This is a genomic window from Nocardioides salarius, assembly GCF_016907435.1.
Classification (GTDB): Bacteria; Actinomycetota; Actinomycetes; order Propionibacteriales; family Nocardioidaceae; genus Nocardioides; species Nocardioides salarius.
On sequence record NZ_JAFBBZ010000001.1, the window covers coordinates 2,016,813 to 2,035,965 of the forward strand.

General features: G+C 73.0%; 15 protein-coding genes and 1 pseudogene. 6 read left to right on the plus strand and 10 right to left on the minus strand.

Features of this window, described 5'->3' with window-relative positions; translation table 11 throughout:
* Positions 1-18: 18 nt before the first annotated feature.
* From JOE61_RS09740 to JOE61_RS09755, 4 genes are all read right to left on the minus strand, one after another.
* Entirely contained in the window at positions 19-1,119 is a 1,101-nt protein-coding gene (locus tag JOE61_RS09740; protein WP_193670894.1) for a hypothetical protein, read from the minus strand.
* Positions 1,116-2,111: a hydroxymethylglutaryl-CoA lyase gene (locus tag JOE61_RS09745; protein ID WP_193670895.1), complete on the minus strand. Its 996-nt coding sequence runs from the start codon at positions 2,109-2,111 to the stop codon at positions 1,116-1,118. The genes JOE61_RS09740 and JOE61_RS09745 overlap by 4 nt, the downstream gene beginning before the upstream one ends.
* Positions 2,108-4,069: an acetyl/propionyl/methylcrotonyl-CoA carboxylase subunit alpha gene (locus JOE61_RS09750; RefSeq protein WP_227492325.1), complete on the minus strand. Its 1,962-nt coding sequence runs from the start codon at positions 4,067-4,069 to the stop codon at positions 2,108-2,110. The genes JOE61_RS09745 and JOE61_RS09750 overlap by 4 nt, the downstream gene beginning before the upstream one ends.
* A gap of 91 nt (positions 4,070-4,160) precedes the next feature.
* A complete protein-coding gene (locus JOE61_RS09755; protein ID WP_307822911.1) occupies positions 4,161-5,726 on the minus strand; it encodes a carboxyl transferase domain-containing protein in 1,566 nt (521 codons plus the stop codon).
* Positions 5,727-5,881: 155 nt separating this feature from the next.
* Here JOE61_RS09755 and JOE61_RS09760 point away from each other — a divergent pair, with 155 nt between their 5' ends.
* The gene (locus JOE61_RS09760; RefSeq protein ID WP_193670896.1) at positions 5,882-6,466 is read left to right on the plus strand and encodes an SACE_7040 family transcriptional regulator; all 585 of its coding nucleotides are present in this window, start codon (positions 5,882-5,884) and stop codon (positions 6,464-6,466) included.
* On the opposite strand, the gene JOE61_RS09765 is transcribed toward JOE61_RS09760, so the two are convergent.
* The 3 genes from JOE61_RS09765 to JOE61_RS09775 are packed head-to-tail and all read right to left on the minus strand — an operon-like array spanning position 6,442 to position 11,460.
* Positions 6,442-7,914: a protein adenylyltransferase SelO gene (locus JOE61_RS09765; protein WP_193670897.1), complete on the minus strand. Its 1,473-nt coding sequence runs from the start codon at positions 7,912-7,914 to the stop codon at positions 6,442-6,444. The genes JOE61_RS09760 and JOE61_RS09765 overlap by 25 nt on opposite strands.
* A gap of 36 nt (positions 7,915-7,950) precedes the next feature.
* Positions 7,951-8,643 (minus strand): SWIM zinc finger family protein, encoded by a 693-nt coding sequence (locus JOE61_RS09770; protein ID WP_193670898.1) that lies wholly within the window; start codon positions 8,641-8,643, stop codon positions 7,951-7,953.
* A 3-nt stretch (positions 8,644-8,646) separates the two neighbouring features.
* A complete protein-coding gene (locus JOE61_RS09775; protein WP_193670899.1) occupies positions 8,647-11,460 on the minus strand; it encodes a DEAD/DEAH box helicase in 2,814 nt (937 codons plus the stop codon).
* A gap of 72 nt (positions 11,461-11,532) precedes the next feature.
* Between JOE61_RS09775 and JOE61_RS09780 the strand changes: the two genes are divergently transcribed.
* The 3 genes and pseudogenes from JOE61_RS09780 (at position 11,533) to JOE61_RS09790 (ending at position 14,790) form a co-directional block, all read left to right on the plus strand.
* Positions 11,533-12,021, plus strand: coding sequence for a glutathione peroxidase (locus tag JOE61_RS09780; RefSeq protein WP_193670900.1), 489 nt, complete (start codon positions 11,533-11,535; stop codon positions 12,019-12,021).
* A gap of 82 nt (positions 12,022-12,103) precedes the next feature.
* On the plus strand, positions 12,104-13,678 hold the full coding sequence (locus JOE61_RS09785) for a DHA2 family efflux MFS transporter permease subunit (protein WP_193670901.1): 1,575 nt from the start codon (positions 12,104-12,106) through the stop codon (positions 13,676-13,678).
* Positions 13,679-13,886: 208 nt separating this feature from the next.
* Positions 13,887-14,790 (plus strand): annotated as a pseudogene (locus JOE61_RS09790) (IS5 family transposase).
* Here JOE61_RS09790 and JOE61_RS09795 read toward each other — a convergent pair.
* Both JOE61_RS09795 and JOE61_RS09800 read right to left on the minus strand, forming a co-directional pair.
* On the minus strand, positions 14,758-15,231 hold the full coding sequence (locus JOE61_RS09795) for a hypothetical protein (RefSeq protein WP_307822912.1): 474 nt from the start codon (positions 15,229-15,231) through the stop codon (positions 14,758-14,760). The pseudogene JOE61_RS09790 and the gene JOE61_RS09795 overlap by 33 nt on opposite strands.
* 16 nt (positions 15,232-15,247) lie before the next feature.
* Complete coding sequence (locus JOE61_RS09800; RefSeq protein ID WP_193671123.1) at positions 15,248-15,631, minus strand: hypothetical protein; 384 nt, start codon at positions 15,629-15,631, stop codon at positions 15,248-15,250.
* A gap of 256 nt (positions 15,632-15,887) precedes the next feature.
* Between JOE61_RS09800 and JOE61_RS09805 the strand changes: the two genes are divergently transcribed.
* Positions 15,888-17,027: a Wadjet anti-phage system protein JetD domain-containing protein gene (locus JOE61_RS09805; protein WP_193671122.1), complete on the plus strand. Its 1,140-nt coding sequence runs from the start codon at positions 15,888-15,890 to the stop codon at positions 17,025-17,027.
* Positions 17,028-17,174: 147 nt separating this feature from the next.
* Positions 17,175-17,411, plus strand: coding sequence for a hexameric tyrosine-coordinated heme protein (locus tag JOE61_RS09810; protein WP_193671121.1), 237 nt, complete (start codon positions 17,175-17,177; stop codon positions 17,409-17,411).
* Between the two features lie 47 nt (positions 17,412-17,458).
* Here the strand turns inward: JOE61_RS09810 and JOE61_RS09815 are convergent, their stop codons facing one another.
* A complete protein-coding gene (locus tag JOE61_RS09815; RefSeq protein WP_227492391.1) occupies positions 17,459-18,961 on the minus strand; it encodes a SulP family inorganic anion transporter in 1,503 nt (500 codons plus the stop codon).
* Positions 18,962-19,153 lie beyond the last annotated feature (192 nt).

Genomic DNA, 19,153 nt, shown 5'->3' on the forward strand with positions numbered 1-19,153 from the left:
TGGTCGGTCACCGGCGCCTCACTGGTCGCGCAGGCGGCGGGCCTGGGAGCGGACCCGGTTGACCAGCTGCTGGTCGGGGTCCTCGCGCCGCGCGGCCTCGCGGGTCATCGCCGTCAGCGCGTCGATCGCCACGGCGAGCTCGGCGCGCGCCGAGATCTTGTCGGGGTCGACCCAGGTGCCGTCGGCCGGGCGCTGCGGGCGCAGGTCGGCCACGTCGCCGAGCACCTGCACGCCGGAACCCTCGACGTACTCGATCCAGCGCTCGGCCTCGGCCTCGGCCCAGTCGTACATCTTGGGCGGCAGCCCCAGCGGCGCGGCGCCCTTGCGGCCCGCGAGCTCCTGCTCGGCGAGCAGGTCGCGGACGAGGGTGTCGTAGGTGACCTCGCGGCGGGTACGACGCCCCAGCCGCTTGTTGAGCCGGCGCAGCAGCACGGTCTCGGCGGCCCCCAGGGAGGGGTTGCGCCGCTCGGACTCCTCGGGCGCCCAGGCCGGGTCGATGCCGAAGGCGGCGCAGAAGCGCTGCCACAGCGCGTCGGGCGCGGTCGCGCCGCCGCGCTGGGGCACCGTGACGACGTGGACGTTCTCGGGTGGCAGGCCCGCGCTCCAGGTGCCGAGCACCGAGGGCAGGTCGAAGGAGCGGTAGAACCACGGCTGGCGCTGGCGCACCTTCTTGAGGAACTGGCGGTAGGTCCACTTGCGACCCTGCTTGATGCTCTCCTGCCAGGCCGCCGGCAGCTGGCGGCCCAGGTCGCGCGCCGAGTAGACGACGTGCACGTCGTCAGCGCCGCCCAGCTCGCGCTTGGCCCGGGCGACCGCCTCGGCCGGGGCGGGGGCCAGGATCTCGTGGCTGACGATGACGGTGCCGCTGCTGCGCTTGACCCGGCGCACCAGGGCCTCCCAGCTGCCCTCGGCGTGGCCGGGCTCGCCGCCCCAGTCCTGGCCGAGCAGGTCGAGCGCGGCGCGGAAGTGGAAGAGCCCCGGGCTCACCACGGGGCTGCGGGTCGGCAGCGTCACGCCGTGGGAGGCCAGCGACTTCGCATTGCGGGCCAGCCGGTCCTGCAGGTAGGTCGTGCCGGTCTTCGGCGCGCCGATGTGCAGGTAGACGCGTCGGTTGCTCACGCGGGTGATTGTGCCCGATCGGCCCCGAGGGCCCGAACGACGGCCGACGGGCTGGGGCGCCCGAGCTCCCCGGCCATCCACGCGCTGGTGGCCACGAGGGCCCCGAGGTCGACGCCGTGCTCGATGCCCAGGCCGTCGAGCAGCCAGACGAGGTCCTCGGTCGCCAGGTTGCCGGTGGCGCTGACGGCGTAGGGGCAGCCGCCCAGCCCGCCGGCCGAGGCGTCGTACGTCGTGACGCCGGCGCGGAGCCCGGCCTGGACGTTGCTCAGCGCCTGGCCGTAGGTGTCGTGGAAGTGCAGCGCGAGCCGCTCGGGGCCGACGCCGGCCTCGGCGAAGGCCTCGACGAGGGCGGTGACGTGGCCGGCGGTGCCGACCCCGATGGTGTCGCCGAGGCTGAGCTGGGAGGCACCGAGGTCGAGCAGCTGGCGCCCGGCCGTGACGACCTGCTCGATCGGCACCGGGCCCTCCCAGGGGTCGCCGAAGCACATGGAGACGTAGGCGCGCACGTCGAGGCCGGCCTCGCGGGCGCGGGCCACGGTCGGCTCGAACATCTCCATCTGGGTGGACAGGGTGCGGTTGAGGTTCTTGGCCGCGAAGGTCTCGGTGGCCGAGCCGAAGATCGCGACGTGGCGCATGCCGAGCTCGAGCGCCCGGTCGAGGCCGCGCTCGTTGGGCACCAGCACCGTTAGGTCGCGGGCCCGGTCGCCGAGCTGGTCGTCGGTCTCGAGCAGCGCCACCAGCTCGGCCGCGTCAGCGAGCTGCGGCACCCACTTCGGGTGCACGAAGCTGGTGGCCTCGACGACGGGCAGGCCGGCGGCGACCAGGCGGCGCACGAACGTCGCCTTGGTCTCCAGCGGCACCAGCGCCTGCTCGTTCTGCAGGCCGTCGCGGGGCCCGACCTCGTAGATCGTGACCCGCTCGGGCAGGCCGGGCGTGGGCACCCGCATGGGCAGCGCGCCGATCGCGGGCTCGCGCCCAGCAGCCCCGCTCATGCCTGCTCCCCCTCCTGGTCGCTTGGTTCCACGTGGAACAACACGTGCCCCAGCGGCACCTGGCGTCCCGTCTCGGCGTCGACCGTGGTGACGGTGCCGTCGAAGGGCGCAGTCAGGGCCAGCTCCATCTTCATCGCCTCCAGCACACCGAGCACGTCGCCCTCGGCGACCCGCTGGCCCTGCTCGACGCGGACGTCGAGCACGGTGCCGGGCATCGGCGCGACCAGCGAGCCGTCGCCGACCTCGGGGCCGTGGTCGGCGAAGGGGTCGGGGCGCTGCCAGGCCCAGCGCTGCCCGCGGTGGGCCACCTCGACGTCGCCGGAGCGCACGTCGAGCACGGCGTGCTCGGCGTGGCCGTCGACGATCAGGTGCACCGTGTGGTCGGCGACCGAGACCGTGCGGACCTCGTGGTCGTCGACCCGGCCGCGGTGCCGGTCGACCACGAGGCTGGTGCCGTCGAGGGTCACGGTGTCGGGCGCCGGGTCGGCGCCCATCCGCCAGCCGTCGGCGTGCCAGGGGCCGCTGGGCGGCGCGCCCGCCGGGCCGCCCGCCGGGGCGTCGGCCTCGCCGGTGTCGAGGAGCACCTGGGTCCAGGCCGCGAGGACCCGGGCCAGGTAGCCGTCGGGGGCGGGCACCTCGTGCCGGTCGAGCCAGGCGGTGTCGATGGTGGCGTCGCGGAACTCCTCCCCCGCCGCCAGCGCGCGCAGGAAGCCGGTGTTGGTGGTCAGCCCGAGCACGGCGGTGTCGTCGAGGGCGGCGACCAGGCCGGTGCGGGCGGCCTCGCGGTCGCCGCCCCACACCACGACCTTGCCGAGCATCGGGTCGTAGGCGGTGGAGATCTCCTGGCCCGAGACCAGCGCGTGGTCGACGCGCACCCGGGCGCCCTGGCGCTCGACGCTCGCCGGCCAGCGCACCAGCGTGGCGGTGCCGGCCTGGGGCAGGAACCCGCCGAAGGAGTCCTCGGCGTAGACGCGCGCCTCGATCGCGTGTCCCTCGAGGCCGACGTCGTCCTGGTCGAAGCCCAGCGGCTCCCCGGTGGCGACCTGCAGCTGCAGCGCCACGAGGTCGACGCGCTCGCCGCGCACCCGGGCCACCTCCTCGGTGACCGGGTGCTCGACCTGCAGGCGGGTGTTCATCTCGAGGAAGTAGAACTCGCCGGAATCGTTGTCGAGGAGGAACTCGACGGTGCCGGCGCCGGTGTAGCCGACCTGAGCGGCCAGCGCGACGGCCGAGGCGGTGATCGCAGAGCGCTGCTCGTCGCTGATCGTGGGGGCCGGGGCCTCCTCCAGCACCTTCTGGTGCCGGCGCTGGGTGGAGCAGTCACGCTCGAAGAGGTGCACCACGTGGCCGTGGGTGTCGCCCATGACCTGCACCTCGACGTGGCGGCCCGACTCGACGTACTTCTCGATGAGCATGGTGTCGTCGCCGAACGACGAGCTGGCCTCACGACGCGCGGCGCCCAGCGCCTCGGCGTACTCACCGGCCGAGCGGACGACCCGCATGCCCTTGCCGCCGCCGCCGGCCGCGGCCTTGACCAGCACCGGGTAGGCGAAGGAGGCCGGGTCGTCGGCCAGGTCGTACGACGGCACCACGGGCACACCCGCGGCGACGGCGATGTCGCGCGCGGCGTCCTTGCGGCCCATCGCGTCCATCACCTCGGCGGTCGGGCCGACCAGGGTGACGCCGGCCTCGGCCAGCGCCCGGGCGAAGGGCGCCCGCTCGGAGAGGAAGCCGTAGCCGGGGTGCACGAAGCCGGCGCCGGTGTCCCTGGCGGCGGCGACGACCTCGTCGATGTCGAGGTAGGAGCCGACCCGCACCGCGACGTCGGCCTCGGTGACGTGCAGCGCGCCGGCGTCGAGGTCGGTGTGCAGGGCCACGGTGCGCCAGCCGAGGCGGCGCGCGGTGGCCAGGACCCGGCGGGCGATCTCGCCGCGGTTGGCGACCAGGAGGGTATGCATGTGCGTCTCCATCATTTGGTTCCCTCGGGGTCCCCGCGGCGTTGATCGTGGAGGAGCGCAGCGGGGGAACGAAGAACGTCGTGGGGTGATCTCACATCCGGAAGATGCCGTAGCGGGGCTCGGGGATCGGCGTGTACGCCGTGGCGGCCAGGCCCATCCCGAGCACGCGGCGGGTGTCGGCGGGGTCGATGACGCCGTCGTCCCACAGCCGCGCGGTGGCGTAGTAGGGCGAGCCCTGGGTCTCGTACTGCTCGCGGATCGGGGCCTTGAACTGCTCCTCGTCCTCGGCGCTCCACTCCTCGCCGCGGGCCTCCAGGCCGTCGCGGCGCACGGTGGAGAGCACGCCGGCGGCCTGCTCGCCGCCCATCACCGAGATCCGGGCGTTGGGCCACATCCACAGGAAGCGCGGGTCGTAGGCCCGCCCGCACATGCCGTAGTTGCCGGCGCCGTACGAGCCGCCGATGACGACGGTGAACTTCGGGACCACGCTGCAGGCGACCGCGGTGACGAGCTTGGCGCCGTCGCGGGCGATGCCGTTGTTCTCGTACTCGCGCCCGACCATGAAGCCGGAGATGTTCTGCAGGAAGACCAACGGGATGCCGCGCTGGTTGCACAGCTCGATGAAGTGGGCGCCCTTGAGCGCCGACTCGCTGAAGAGGATGCCGTTGTTGGCCACGATGCCGACCTCGTGGCCCCAGATCCGCGCGAAGCCGCAGACCAGGGTGTCGCCGTAGAGCTTCTTGAACTCGTGGAACCGGCTGCCGTCGACGACGCGCCGGATCACCTCGCGCACGTCGTAGGGCGTGCGGGTGTCGGTGGGCACCACGTCGTAGAGCGACTCGGGCGGCTCGTGCGGCTCCTCGACCTCGGCGGCCGCGGTGCGGTGGGGGCGCGCCGGGGGGAGGGTGCCGATGACGCTGCGCACGATGTCGAGCGCGTGGGCGTCGTCGTCGGCGAGGTGGTCGACCACGCCGGAGGTGCGGGCGTGCACGTCGCCGCCGCCGAGCTCCTCGGCGGTCACGACCTCGCCGGTGGCCGCCTTCACCAGCGGCGGGCCGCCCAGGAAGATCGTGCCCTGCTCCTTGACGATCACGGTCTCGTCGCTCATCGCCGGCACGTAGGCGCCGCCGGCGGTGCACGAGCCCATCACGCTGGCGATCTGCGGGATGCCGGCGGCCGACATGTTCGCCTGGTTGAAGAAGATCCGGCCGAAGTGCTCGCGGTCGGGGAAGACCTCGTCCTGCATCGGCAGGAACGCCCCACCGGAGTCGACGAGGTAGACGCAGGGCAGGTGGTTCTCGGCCGCGACGGTCTGGGCGCGCAGGTGCTTCTTGACCGTCATCGGGTAGTAGGTGCCGCCCTTGACGGTCGCGTCGTTGGCCACGATCACGCACTCGCGCCCGTGGATGCGGCCGATCCCGGTGACGATGCCGGCGCTGGGCACCGGCGTCTCCCCCGGCGCGCCGTACATCTCGGTGGCCGCCAGCGGGCTCAGCTCGAGGAAGGGGCTGCCGGTGTCGAGCAGGCGGTCGACCCGCTCGCGGGCCAGCATCTTGCCGCGCCCGGTGTGCTTGGCCCGCGCCGCCTCGCTGCCGCCCGTCCGTGCCGCCGCCAGCCGCTCGCGCAGGTCGGCGACCAGGTCCCTCAGTTCGCTCACCCGCCCAGGTTAGCGATCATTAACCTGCCTCACCACCACGACCCGGCCCATATCTCGCGCTGACCCGGCCCGAACTGACACCCGGGATGCCGGAATGGGCCGGGTGGGCGCGAGATATGGGCCGGGTCGGGGTTAACGGGCGCTAACCTCGAGGCATGTCCCGGCGCGAGCAGATCCTGGCCACCGCGGCGGAGCTCTTCGCCAAGCGCGGCTTCCACGGGGTCTCGGTGGCCGACCTGGGCGCGGCCTGCGGGGTGTCGGGGCCGGCGCTCTACAAGCACTTCGCCTCCAAGGACGCCGTGCTGGCCGCGATGCTGGTCTCGATCAGCGAGCAGCTGCTCGAGGTGGGCCGCGAGCGGGTGGCCGCGGCCCCCGACGCCCGGGCCGCGGTGGTGGCGCTGGTCGATTGGCACGTCGACTTCGCGCTGCGCCACCGCCCGCTCATCGTCGTGCAGGACCGCGACTGGGAGTCGCTGCCCGAGCAGGCGCGCGAGCAGGTGCGGGCGCTGCAGCGGGCCTACGTCGACGTGTGGGCCCGCGAGCTGCAGTCGGTGCACCCCGGGCTCGGCCTCGAGCAGGCGCGGTCGATGGCACACGCGGCCTTCGGGCTGATCAACTCCACCCCGCACAGCGCGCTGCTGCCCGACCCGGCGATGGGCGACCTGCTGCACCGGATGGCGCTGGGCGCCCTCGGCCTGGAGCCGGCGGGCCTGGCTCAGGTGCCGCAGAACGTCACGTAGGGCCCGGCCCCCTCCGGGCCCGGGCGCGCGTGGGCCTCGAGGCCCGGCCGCTCGTCGTACGGCGCGGTGACGGCCTCGAGCAGCCGGTGCAGCGGCGCCACGTCGCCCGCGGTGGCGGCCTCGAGGGCCTCCTCGACCAGGTGGTTGCGTGGCACGTAGACGGGGTTGACGCGGTCCATCGCGTCGGCGTCGGGGTCGAGGGCGCGCCAGCGCTCGAGCCAGGCGTCGAGGCCGGGCAGGTCGAGCACCACCCCGCGCACACCCTCGGCGTCACCGCGCGCCGCGTCGCCCAGCGAGCGCCAGAACGAGGTGTGGTCGACCCGCGCGGCGGCCATCAGCGCCAGCAGGTCCTCGACGAGCGGGGCCACCAGGGCCCGCTCGAGCCCCTCGGGCAGGCCCAGCTTGGCGGCCGCGCCGTCGGTGAAGGCGTCGGCGTACGCCGTCGCGAAGCGTTCGAGCGAGGCGGTCGCCGCCGCGACGGCGCGCTCCTCGTCGTCGTCGATGAGCGGCAGCAGGGCCTCGGCGAGCCGCGCGAGGTTCCACTGCGCGGCCGCGGGCTGGTTGCGGAAGGCGTAGCGACCGCCGGTGTCGATCGAGCTGAAGACCGTCGACGGGTCGTAGGCGTCGAGGAACGCGCACGGGCCGTAGTCGATGCTCTCGCCCGAGATGGTCATGTTGTCGGTGTTCATCACGCCGTGCACGAAGCCGACCAGCACCCACTGCGCGACGAGCCTGGCCTGCGCGTCGACCACCTCCTCCAGCAGCGCGAGGTACGCCGCTCCCCCGGGGCCGGCCTCGCGGGCGGCCGGGTGGTGGCGCTCGATGGCGTGGTCGGCCAGGCGCCGCAGCAGGTCGAGGTCGCCGCTGGCGCGGGCGTACTGGAAGCTGCCGACCCGCAGGTGGCTGGAGGCGACCCGGGCGAGCACGGCGCCGGGCAGCGGCTGCTCGCGGTGCACCGCGCGGCCGGTGGCCACCACCGCGAGCGACCGGGTGGTCGGGATGCCCAGGGCGTGCATCGCCTCGCTGATGACGTGCTCGCGCAGCATCGGTCCGAGCGCGGCGAGCCCGTCACCGCCGCGCGCCCACGGGGTGCGCCCCGAGCCCTTGAGGTGCAGGTCGCGCAGCTCGCCGTCGGGGCCGGCCAGCTCGCCGAGCAGCAGCGCCCGGCCGTCGCCGAGCCGGGGCGAGTAGCCGCCGAACTGGTGGCCCGCGTAGCCCTGCGCGACCGGCGTGGCGCCCTCGGGCAGCACGGCGCCCACCAGCAGGGCCACGCCGTCGTCGCTGCGCAGCCAGGCCGGGTCGAGGCCCAGGTCGTGCGCCAGCGGCTCGTTGAGCACCACCAGCCGCGGCTCCGGGGCCTCGTCGGCCTGCCAGCGCACCGCCAGCTCGGGCAGCGCGTCGGCGAACCGGGTGCCCAGGCGCAGGTCGTCGGAGGTGCTCACGCTCATGCTCCCCACGCTACGCCGGGAGACCAGCGCGACCGGTCACAGCAGGTGGTCCACCTCGGGAGGCCCGTCGCCCAGCAGCACCTCGAGCAGCCGGGCGGCGCGCGCGGCGGCGTCGTACGCCGTGGTCAGGTCGTCGTCGTCGGGCTCGGCGTCGCCGTCGGGAACGTCGGGCGCGCGGGCGTGCAGCCGTGCCAGCAGCTCCTCGCGGCCGGTTCCGCGCAGGTGCAGCAGCACGAACGGGTCGGCCTCGAGCAGCCAGGTGAGCTGGTGCAGCACCGCCAGCGCGTGCACGCACGGGTCGACCCACCCCTCGCAGCTGCAGGTGGTCTCGAGCTCGCCGCCGTAGGGCAGCAGCTCGACGCCGGCCTCCTCGGCGTGCTCGACCAGCTCGTGGGGCAGGTCGCCGGCCAGGAGCGCGGTGACGCGGCCGGCCTGGGCGGCGACGGTCTCGACGAGCGCCGCCGCGCCGGCGTCGTCGAGCACCGGCACCGCGACCTCGACCCGCCACTGACCACCGCGCTCCTCGACGACCGCCACGGCCGAGCCGGGGCCCACCTCGATCGCCCCCACCTGCCCGGAGCGCGCCAGCGAGCGACCCGCGACCAGGTCGGCCTCGGCGTACGCCGACTCCTCGACCGCACGCACCCAGGCCTTGCCCCACCACCGGTCGGCGCGGCTGGTGCGGCGGCGCGGGGGCAGCCGCGGGTGCACCACGGTCTGCCCGCTCACCACTCAGTCCTCCCGGCGCAGGGTGACCAGGTCGCGCAGCTCGTCGTCGCTGAGCTCGGTCAGCGCGGCCTCGCCGTTGCCGAGCACCGCGTCGGCCAGCGCCCGCTTGCGGGTGAGCAGCTCGGCGACCTTCTCCTCGATGGTGCCGCGCACCACCGGGCGGTGCACCTGCACGGGCCGGGTCTGCCCGATCCGGTAGGCCCGGTCGGTGGCCTGCTCCTCGACGGCGGGGTTCCACCACCGGTCGAAGTGCACGACGTGGTCGGCGCGGGTCAGGTTGAGACCGGTGCCGCCGGCCTTGAGCGAGAGCAGGAAGACCGGCGCCTCGCCGGCCGGGGCGTCCTGGAAGCGGCGCACCATCGCCTCGCGCTCACGCACCGGGGTGCCGCCGTGCAGCAGCTGGGTGGGCACCCCGCTGACGGCCAGGTGCCGCTCGAGCAGCCGGGCCATGGCGACGTACTGGGTGAAGACGAGCACGGCGCCGTCCTCGGCCAGCACCGTGCCGACCAGCTCGTCGAGCAGGTCGAGCTTCTCGGAGCGGCCCCCGAGCCGGCCGCCGGCCTGCTTGAGGAAGTGGGCGGGGTGGTTGCAGATCTGCTTGAGCCCGGTCAGCAGCATCAGCACCAGCCCGCGGCGCGAGTCGGGGTCGGCGCGCTCGATGCGCTCCATCGTGTCGCGCACAAACGCCTCGTAGAGCACCACCTGCTCGCGGGTCAGGCTCAGCGGGTGGTCGGTCTCGGTCTTGGGCGGCAGCTCGGGGGCGATGCCGGGGTCGGACTTGCGCCGGCGCAGCAGGAACGGCGCGATCAGGTCGGCGAACTGGCGCGCCTTCGTCGGCTCCTCGCCCGTCTCGATCGGCGCGGCCCACACCCGGCGGAAGGCGTTGCGGCTGCCGAGCAGGCCCGGGATCGCCCAGTCGAGGATCGCCCACAGCTCGGTCAGGTCGTTCTCGACGGGGGTGCCGGTGAGCGCGACCCGGGCCTGGCTGGTCAGGGTGCGGAGCATCCGGGCGGTCGCGGCACGCGGGTTCTTCACGTGCTGGGCCTCGTCGGCGACCACGACCCCCCACGCCACCGGGCGCAGGCTCGAGGTCTCGGGGTCCTTCGCGTCGCTGCGCATCGTGCCGTAGGTGGTCAGCACGAAGCCGGGGTCGCCGTCGAGCCCCGCCTCGAGGTCGCCGAGGCTGCGGGCGGAGCCGTGGAAGCGCCGCACCGGCACGCCCGGCGCGAAGCGCCGCACCTCCGCCTCCCAGTTGCCGAGCAGGCTGGTCGGGCAGACCACCAGTGTCGGCAGTGACGGCAGCGGCTCGCGGCCCTCGGCGCGCGCGGCCTCGACCCGGTGCAGGTGCAGGGCGATGACCTGCACGGTCTTGCCCAGGCCCATGTCGTCGGCCAGGCAGGCCCCCAGCCCGTACGACGTCAGGTCGGCCAGCCAGGTCAGCCCGTGCCGCTGGTAGTCGCGCAGGGTGGCGGCCAGGCCCGCGGGCGGCTCCACCGGGTCGCGGGTGGCGGCGCTGGTGATCCGGTCGCGCACCTGCAGCAGGCTGGCGCCCACCACCACGCTCTCCTGGTTCTCGGCCCCGCGTTCGACGGCCGCGACGCCGGTGAGCGCGGAGGCCAGCGCCTCGGCGGGGCGGACCTCGCGGACCAGCCGCCTGCGGGCCCGGCGGGCCACCGCGGGGTCGACGACGGTCCACGCCCCGCGCAGCTTCATCACCGGCGAGGCGGCCTCGGCGAGCTGGTCCATCTCCTCGGGCGTGAGCGGGTCGCCGTGCAGCGCCACCTGCCACTGGAAGGCGAACATGCTCTCGGGCGTCAGCAGCCCGGTCTGCAGCGGCTCCTCGCGCGGGCCGGGGCTGCGGGGCGCCTTGTCGAGCACGGCGCGGGTGGTCAGCTCACGGCCCAGGCTCTTGGGCCACAGCACGTCGACACCGAGACCGGCCAGGGCGGCGACCCCGTCGTCGAGCAGGCTCACCAGCTCGTCGGAGTCGAGCGTCAGCTGGTCGGGGACCCGCAGGTCGAGCAGCCGCTCGAGCACCGGCCACGCCTCGGCGGCGGCGCGCAGCGCGATGGTGGCGTGGGTGCGGGCCCGCTCGCCGAAGCCGTGCACCTCGGGCTCGTCGAGCCACAGCGACGCGGCGTCGGTGACGTGCAGCGGGTCGCGCTCGTCGTGCACCTGCAGGACCACCCGCACGGTGCCGCCGAGCAGCTCCTCCTCGTCGGCCTCGACCCGCAGGCTGACGGTCACCAGGTGCGGCAGCCGGCCGGCGTGGCGGTGCCGGGCGATCCGGCGCTGCAGCCGGTCGCGGAAGTCGGCCGAGGGCTGCAGGCCGCCCTCCCCGGCGGCGGTCACCCCGGGGCGCTCGGCCGGCCCGGGCCGCGGCCGCGCCGGCCGGGAGGGCGCGACCGGGGCGCCGCGCGGCATCGCGTCGACCACGGCGTCGAGCACGCGGCGTACGACCTGCTCGGCCTCGGCCTCGTCGCAGCCCTCGTGGGCGCGGGCCCGGGCCAGCATCCGCACCCGGTCCTCGTCGTCGTCGCCCAGCGGGGCCACCCGCCACTGCGGCGGGCGGCCGTCGGCGGGCGCGGGCTCGAACGCGCCGGCCGCGACCACGCGCATGCCGAGCAGCACCGCGCCCGAGAGCAGCCCGACGCTGGGGTGCAGGTCGTCGCGGGCGTGGGCCTTGGTCAGCACCGGCAGGGCGGCGCGCACCGGCAGCGCCACGGTGCGCCGGGCGTCGACGAACTCCACGACGCCCTCGCGCGGCGGGTCGGCCGGCAGGAACGTCGCGGTGCCGGTGACCGGGACGAAGCTCACGTCCGCGACGCTAGCCCCCGCCACCGACCACGTGCCCGGGGGCGGGGCGCGCGCGTCCTAGGCTCGGGGGCCATGAGCATCCTCGACGCACCGCTGGCCCGCCTCGACGGCACCGAGGGCACCCTGCGCGACCTGACCGGCGGCCGGGCCGCGCTGCTGGTCAACGTCGCCAGCCGCTGCGGGCTGACTCCGCAGTACACCGGCCTCGAGCAGCTGCACGAGAGCTACACCGGGCGGGGCTTCACCGTGGTCGGGCTGCCCTGCAACCAGTTCGGCGGCCAGGAGCCCGGCAGCGCCGACGAGATCGCCACCTTCTGCTCCGCGACGTACGGCGTCACCTTCCCGATGAGCGAGAAGGTCGAGGTCAACGGCCCCTCGCGGCACACGGTCTACGAGGAGCTGACCCGTGTCCCCGACCAGGACGGCGAGGCCGGCGACGTGAGGTGGAACTTCGAGAAGTTCCTCGTCGCACCCGACGGCGCGGTCGTGGCCCGCTTCGGCCCGACGGTCGCGCCCGACGACCCGCGGCTGGTGGCGGCCGTCGAGGCCGTGTGCGGCTGACCCGCGCCTCCCGAGCCGCGACGTGACCCAACGCACGCGATATCCGCTCGCGCTGAGAGGACTCCCTACCTAGCCTTGGTCGGTGAGCACCGACACCGCGCCGACCCCGGCGCCCGCCCCGCGACCCGACGACGACAAGCTCGACAAGAACGTGCTGCTCGTGGCCGGCGTGGTCGTGCTGGGCGCGATCATGTCGATCCTGGACATCACCGTCGTCAGCGTCGCGCAGCCGACCTTCCAGGCCGACTTCGACGCCACCCCGGCGCAGACCGCCTGGACGATGACCGGCTACACCCTGGCGCTGGCCACGGTGATCCCGCTGACCGGCTGGGCGGCCGACCGCTTCGGCACCAAGCGCCTCTACATGCTCGCGGTGACCCTCTTCACCGCCGGCTCGCTGCTCTGCGCGGCCGCCACCACCGTCGAGATGCTGACCCTCTTCCGGGTGCTGCAGGGCCTGGGCGGCGGCATGCTGATGCCGCTGGGCATGACGATCATGACCCGCGCCGCCGGCCCGCACCGGATCGGCCGCGTGATGGCGGTGCTGGGCGTGCCGATGCTGCTCGGCCCGATCTTCGGGCCCATCCTCGGCGGCTGGCTGATCGACATCGCCTCGTGGCACTGGATCTTCCTGATCAACCTGCCGATCGGCATCCTCGCGCTCGTGTACGCCGCCAAGGTGCTGCCCGCCGACGCGCCCACCCCCTCCGAGCGCTTCGACTTCGTCGGCATGCTCCTGCTCTCGCCGGGCCTGGCCCTGTTCCTCTACGGCGTCTCCTCGATCCCCGAGGAGGGCACCGTGCTGGCGGGCAAGGTGCTGGTCACCGCGGCCCTGGGCCTGCTGCTGGTCACCGTGTTCGTGCTGCGCACGCTCAAGGCGCCGCCCGAGCACCCGCTGATGGACCTGCACCTCTTCCGCAACCGCACCCTGACCACCGCCGTGATCGCCATGTCGCTCTTCGCGATCGCCTTCTTCGGCGCCAGCCTGCTCTTCCCGCAGTACTTCCTCTTCCTGCGAGACGAGACCACCCTGGGCGCCGGCCTGCTGCTGGCCCCGCAGGGCATCGGCGCGATGCTGACGATGCCGGTCGCGGGCGTGCTGACCGACCGCATCGGCCCCGGCAAGATCGTGATGAGCGGCATCAGCCTGATCGTGGTCGGGATGGCGATGTTCACCCAGGTCTCGGTAGGCCCCGGCTCGGTCGAGCTCGGTGAGGCCTTCGCCAAGGTCGGCGACCCGTCGTACGCCTACCTGATCGGCGCGCTGTTCGTCATGGGCCTGGGCATGGGCGGCACGATGATGCCGATCATGACCTCGGCGCTGCAGACGCTCAGCGACCACGAGATCGCCCGCGGCTCCACGCTGATGAACATCACCCAGCAGGTCGCCGCGTCGATCGGCACGGCCGTCTTCTCGGTGCTGCTGACCAACGGCTTCAAGGACTCCCCGGCCGTCGGCCAGGCCCAGGCCGCGATGCGCGACGGCACCCCGGTCGAGCCGGGCGTGCTGGCCCAGGGCCTCTCCGACATGTCGGAGGCCTTCGGCAGCTCGTTCGTGGTGGCCACGGTGCTGGTGGCGCTGGTGCTGGTGCCGGCGTTCTTCCTGCCCCGCCGCAAGCCGGCCCGCCAGGTCGAGCCCGGCGCGCTGGTGCACTGAGGGCCGGGGTTGCCGCTGCACACGGGGCTCGAGCGCTGGCCGCAGGCAGCATGACGACCCCGTCCCTGGGCGGCTTTACAGATAACCGCCCGGAAGAGATATTTACTGTTATGGCCGTAGGTGACGAACTGATGAGGACGACCGAGGCCGCTGAGCGTCTAGGGCGTGTCTCCTAAAGAACGCGGGGTCGGGCCGGGATTGTTGACTCATGTCGCGTTCTGCTGTGCTGACTGACGCTCAATGGGCCCGTGTCGAGCCTCTGATGCCCTCGTCTGACGGGCAGAGGGGGCGGCCGTTCCGCGATCACCGACAAGTGATCGAGGGCATCGTCTACCGGCTCCGGACCGGGGTGGCGTGGCGAGACCTGCCGGAGTCCTTCGGACCGTGGCAGACGATCTGGAAGCGTCACAAGCGGTTCAGCACGGACGGGACCTGGGACAGAATTCACGCTCGCCTGGTTTCTGAGGCCGACGCCGCTGGAGCCGTGGAATGGAACGTCTCGGTCGACTCCACGATCAACCGCGCTCACCAGCACGCCACCACGTTGAGCCGGGTCGAGGTCCCAGCCGGGCGCCGCACAGGGGGCTGAACCGAACTACAAGGATCTGCGGGCCGAGCCTCCCGACCATGCCCTCGGTCGCTCGCGCGGCGGGATGTCGACCAAGATCCATCAGCTCGTCGACGGACAGGGCCGCCCACTGGTCATCGCGCTGACACCAGGCCAGTCCGGCGACTCGCCCATGCTCAAGCCTCTCCTGTCGCACCTGGCCGTCAAGCGAATGGGGCCAGGGCGGCCGCGCACCCGCCCGGATGCGGTGCTCGGCGACAAGGCCTACTCCTCACGCGCGATTCGCACCGAGCTGCGATCACGAGGTGTCCGAGCGGTCATCCCGCAGCCTTCGGACCAGATCGCCCACCGCAAGCGTCGCGGCTCGGCCGGCGGCCGGCCGCCGGCATTCGACGCCACGACCTACAAGGGGCGCAACGTCATCGAGCGATCCTTCAACGACCACAAACAGTGGCGCGGTCTGGCTACCCGCTACGACAAACTCGCCGCGGTCTACCGAGGAGGCGTGGTCCTACGCGCCATCACCATCTGGCTTCGCGAATAGGGAGACACGCCCTAGCTGCGGGTCCTCACGCGCGAGGTCGCGCAATTCCCGCGCCCGCCGACGCGGCCCGCGCGGGTCGGCCAGCGGGCTGTACGGCAGCCGCCGCTGGACCGACCACTCGCGCCGGTTCTGCGCCGCGCTCGACACCACCACGTGGTCCGGCGCGATCCGCTGGCACAGCGGGTTGTGACACCGGTGCCCGAGCAGCCGCGCCTGCGCGAGCGCCTCCACTCCGTTCATCACCGCGAACGCGAACCGGTGCGCGATGATCACGCGCCCCGGGGCGTACCAGAACCGGCCATGGCCGCCGCCGTCCGTGCGCTCGCGCTCGGACCGACCGGCAACCGCCCCGGTCCACCACAGGCACTCGCTGCCCGGCACCGTCGCCACCTTGGCCCGGTACCGCGCGAGCACCCGCGCGTCCGCGATCGCCGCTGCCACCGCCGCGAGGCCGGCGTCATCCAGCCGCCGTACCGGCACTCACTCCCCCACCCTGGGCCGCCGCCGAATTCGTCGGCCCGCTCGACTCGCCCGCCGTGTCGGCGCCGTCGTCCCCCGCCAGTCGCCGCAGCCGCGTCGCCTCCCGCACGGAGATCTCCTCCCCGCACCACTCGACCGCCTCGCTCAGCGTCAGACCCTCGGCCTCGGTCATTTGACGCAGCGCCGCTCCCGCGCGCTGCTCGGTGTCGGCCACCGCCGCATCGCGTTCCTCGACCGCCGTCAGGACCTGCACCGCCAGGTTCTCTAGCCGCCGCTCCCGCTCGGCGCGTTCCTTGCGCTGCCGCGCCACCGCGTCATGCGCCTTCCTCCGTGCCCGCTGCTTGATCGTCTGCTGACTCATCTGGTCATCCCTAGCTCAGGTCGATTCGAACTCTGACAGTGACCTACGACAGTGAGCCCGCCTCTGGCGATCACTCACCACCCACCAGCCCTCGCTCCCGCACCCCGAACAAGCCCTCATCGCGACCGACGACCGCGCACCATCCAGCCCGCTCCACCCTGAACATGACCACGCACCACCGAGCCACCCCGTAAACCCCATCCCGATCCGAACCTCCAAGTGCCACGTTCCACGAGCGGCGCGCCGGAAGCACGCGGTGAGCGCACGCTGGTCGACGCCGGAGGACGTCCGGGCGAAGGTACGCCGACGCTGGGACGATGGGTCGCTGCTGCGGGCTCTCGCCGCCGGTGAGGACTTCCCCGTCGTGGACGTCGCCCTGCGCGGGCCGGGTCCGGCGGAGATCGGAGCCGACCTCGACGCGGTCCGGGCCTGGGTCGCGCGGCTGGAGAAGGTCGCTGGAGCTCGGTATCGCCTGGTCCACACCACCATCGGCGGACGCCACGTGGGCCGCAACGAGATTCCCGCCCGTGCTGTGGTGGAGAGCTACGCCCAGGCATGGGCGCTGCTGGGGGTCGCTGCGGAAGTCGATCGCTTCACCGAGGTCGAGGCGCTGGTCGCCGATCACCCGAGGGTGCGGGCATGGGTGCTCTCCCACCCGCACAAGGCGCTCGGCCTGGAGGCCGAGTGGCCGCGGCTGCTGGCGGCGTACGACTGGCTCGACGCGCAGCGCGGCTCCGGCAGGTACCTCCGTGAGATCAGCGCGCCCGGTGTCGACACCAAGTTCGCCGAACGCCATCGGCCGACGCTCGCCGCCCTCCTCGGAGTCTCGACCACGGCGATCGGCTTCCTCACCGACCTCGGGCTCCGGGCGAAGCCCGAGCTGGTGCGGCTGCGCGTCTCCCCCGGCCTTGGTCTGCCCGCGCCGCTGACCGAGCTGGCCGTCCGCGGCGACGAGTTGGCCGCGCTCGACCTCCGCCCCCGCACCGTGCTCGTCTGCGAGAACGAGATCACCTACCTCAGCGTGCCCATCCCCCTGGACGGTGCCGTGCTCTGGGGCAAGGGCTTCGAGGTCGACCGCATCGGCCGCCTCCCGTGGCTGGCCGGGGCCGACGTCGTCTACTGGGGCGATCTCGACACCCACGGCTTCGCCATCCTCGACCGGCTGAGGGCCTGGCTGCCGCACACACGGTCGGTTCTCATGGACCGCTCCACGCTGCTGCGCCACCGCGATCGCTGGGGCAGCGAGCCGACGCCCACGGCCGCCGCCCTCACGCGCCTCACTCCCACCGAGCACGAGGTGTACGACGACCTGGTCGCCGACCGACTCGGTGAACGGGTGCGGCTCGAACAGGAGCGGATTGACTGGGCCTGGGCGGAGCAGCACTTCCCCGCGTGAGTCACCTGACCGGGCCAATCAGCAGTAAAACGGTCACCTCTTTCGCCGAACGCTCGAGCATCAACAGCCGGTCCGGCTGTTCCGATGCGAGGATGCCGACAGCAGCCGGCACGGTCGCTGACGGACACCGACGAGGAAGGTCCAGCCATGGAGCTCATCCCAGGCAACACCCTGATCACGGCGACCCCGCAGGAAGGGCGAGAGCTCGCCCTCGCCGTGGCACGCAAGAGCATCGGCGCCATCCAGCCCGACGCCGATGTCCGAAAGACGCTGCGTCCGGGGTACGCCTCCGACGCGGAGGCGCTCACCATGGCAGCACACGTGGTGGCCGTCGAGTTCGCCACCATCGCCGCCGCGAACGACTACTGGCGCAATCAGCCCTGATGGGTGTGGAACAGCCGCGCGGCTGACGACGGGCGGGCCTGCCCGCCCTAGTGCGAGGGGAGCTCGCCGGTGAGGCGCCCGTGCCGCTCGGCGCTGGCCTGGTTGAGCCCGACGATCTGGACCGTCTTGCCCTTGCGCTCGTACTTGGTCGCGATGGCGTCCAGCGCCGCCACGGTCGAGGCGTCCCACACGTGCGACTGGGACAGGTCGATGACCACGCGGTCGGGGTCATCGGCGTACTCGAACTGGGTGTAGAGATCGTTGCTGGAGGCGAAGAAGAGCGCGCCGCTGACGGTGTAGACGGCCGTGACAGCCCCGTCTGCGCCCTCGACGAGCTCGCGGTGGGTGTCGGTGAGGTGGGCGACCCGGCGGGCGAACAGGGTCATGGCGACCAGCACACCGACGCCGACGCCGATCGCGAGGTTGTGGGTCCCGACGGTCACGGCGACGGTGGAGACCATCACCAGCGTCTCCGACTTCGGCATCCTGCGCAGGGTGGCGGGTCGGACACTGTGCCAGTCGAAGGTGCCCACCGAGACCATGATCATCACCGCGACCAGCGCAGCCATCGGGATGAGCGCGACGATGTCGCCGAACCCGACCACGAGGACGAGCAGGAAGACGCCTGCGAGGAACGTGGAGATCCGGGTGCGGGCACCGGAGACCTTCACGTTGATCATGGTCTGGCCGATCATGGCGCAACCACCCATGCCGCCGAAGAAGCCGGTGATGACGTTGGCGGCTCCCTGACCCCACGCCTCGCGGGTCTTCTCGGAGTGGGTGTCGGTGATGTCATCGACCAACTTCGCCGTCAGCAGCGACTCCAGCAGGCCCACCAGCGCCATCGCGAGCGCGTAGGGGGCGATGATCTCCAAGGTCTGCAGGTTCAAGGGCACATCGGGGATGAAGAGCGACGGAAGGCTGTCGGGGAGCTCGCCTTCACCACCGACATCCGGTACGTCGAGCGCGGCCAGGAGGGTGAAGCCGGTCAGGGCCACGATGGCGACGAGGGGCGCCGGGACGACGTTCGTGACCTTCGGGAGCGCCACCATGACGGCGATGCCGACCGCGATCATCGGGTAGACCAGCCATGGCACGTCGACCAGGTGCGGCACCTGGGCGAGGAAGATCAAGATCGCCAGGGCGTTGACGAAGCCCACCATCACCGAGCGCGGGATGAACCGCATCAGGCGGGCGACGCCGGCCAGCCCGAGGACGATCTGGAGGACACCGGCCAGCAGGACGGTGGCGATCAAGTAGTCCATGCCGTAGTTGCGCGCGACCGGCGCGATCACCAGAGCGACGGCCCCCGTGGCGGCGGAGATCATCGCCGGCCGACCGCCCAGGAAGGCGATCGAGACAGCCATCGTGAAAGAGGCGAAGAGTCCGACTCGTGGGTCGACGCCGGCGATGATCGAGAAGGAGATCGCCTCGGGGATGAGGGCCAGCGCGACCACCAGACCAGCGAGGACTTCGGTGCGCAGCAGCTTGGGTGAGCGCAGTGCGGCGCGCACGGTGGGCTCAGGGTGATGAGTCAGGGTGGTGCTCAAGAGCACGGCTCCATTCGGGGCGGCAGAGGTCAGCGCCGGGGGGCTGGGCAAAAAGCCCGCACGACTTGGATCTGAGTTGAGGTGGTGCACCATGGGCGCATCCCGGCTTTCGCCGGCAAAAGTCTGTGCATCACTCTAACCTCACGTAACGTGAGAGTTGAACTCGAGGACCGTGAAGGGAGGCCCGCCCTG

What these genes read in the sequence shown, in the direction of transcription:
- JOE61_RS09760 (WP_193670896.1), top strand. Translation starts at nt 5,882, where the DNA reads ATGTCCCGGCGCGAGCAGATCCTGGCCACCGCGGCGGAGCTCTTCGCC.
- JOE61_RS09750 (WP_227492325.1), bottom strand. Translation starts at nt 4,069, where the DNA reads ATGCATACCCTCCTGGTCGCCAACCGCGGCGAGATCGCCCGCCGGGTC.
- JOE61_RS09800 (WP_193671123.1), bottom strand. Translation starts at nt 15,631, where the DNA reads ATGAGTCAGCAGACGATCAAGCAGCGGGCACGGAGGAAGGCGCATGAC.
- JOE61_RS09745 (WP_193670895.1), bottom strand. Translation starts at nt 2,111, where the DNA reads ATGAGCGGGGCTGCTGGGCGCGAGCCCGCGATCGGCGCGCTGCCCATG.
- JOE61_RS09780 (WP_193670900.1), top strand. Translation starts at nt 11,533, where the DNA reads ATGAGCATCCTCGACGCACCGCTGGCCCGCCTCGACGGCACCGAGGGC.
- JOE61_RS09810 (WP_193671121.1), top strand. Translation starts at nt 17,175, where the DNA reads ATGGAGCTCATCCCAGGCAACACCCTGATCACGGCGACCCCGCAGGAA.
- JOE61_RS09765 (WP_193670897.1), bottom strand. Translation starts at nt 7,914, where the DNA reads ATGAGCGTGAGCACCTCCGACGACCTGCGCCTGGGCACCCGGTTCGCC.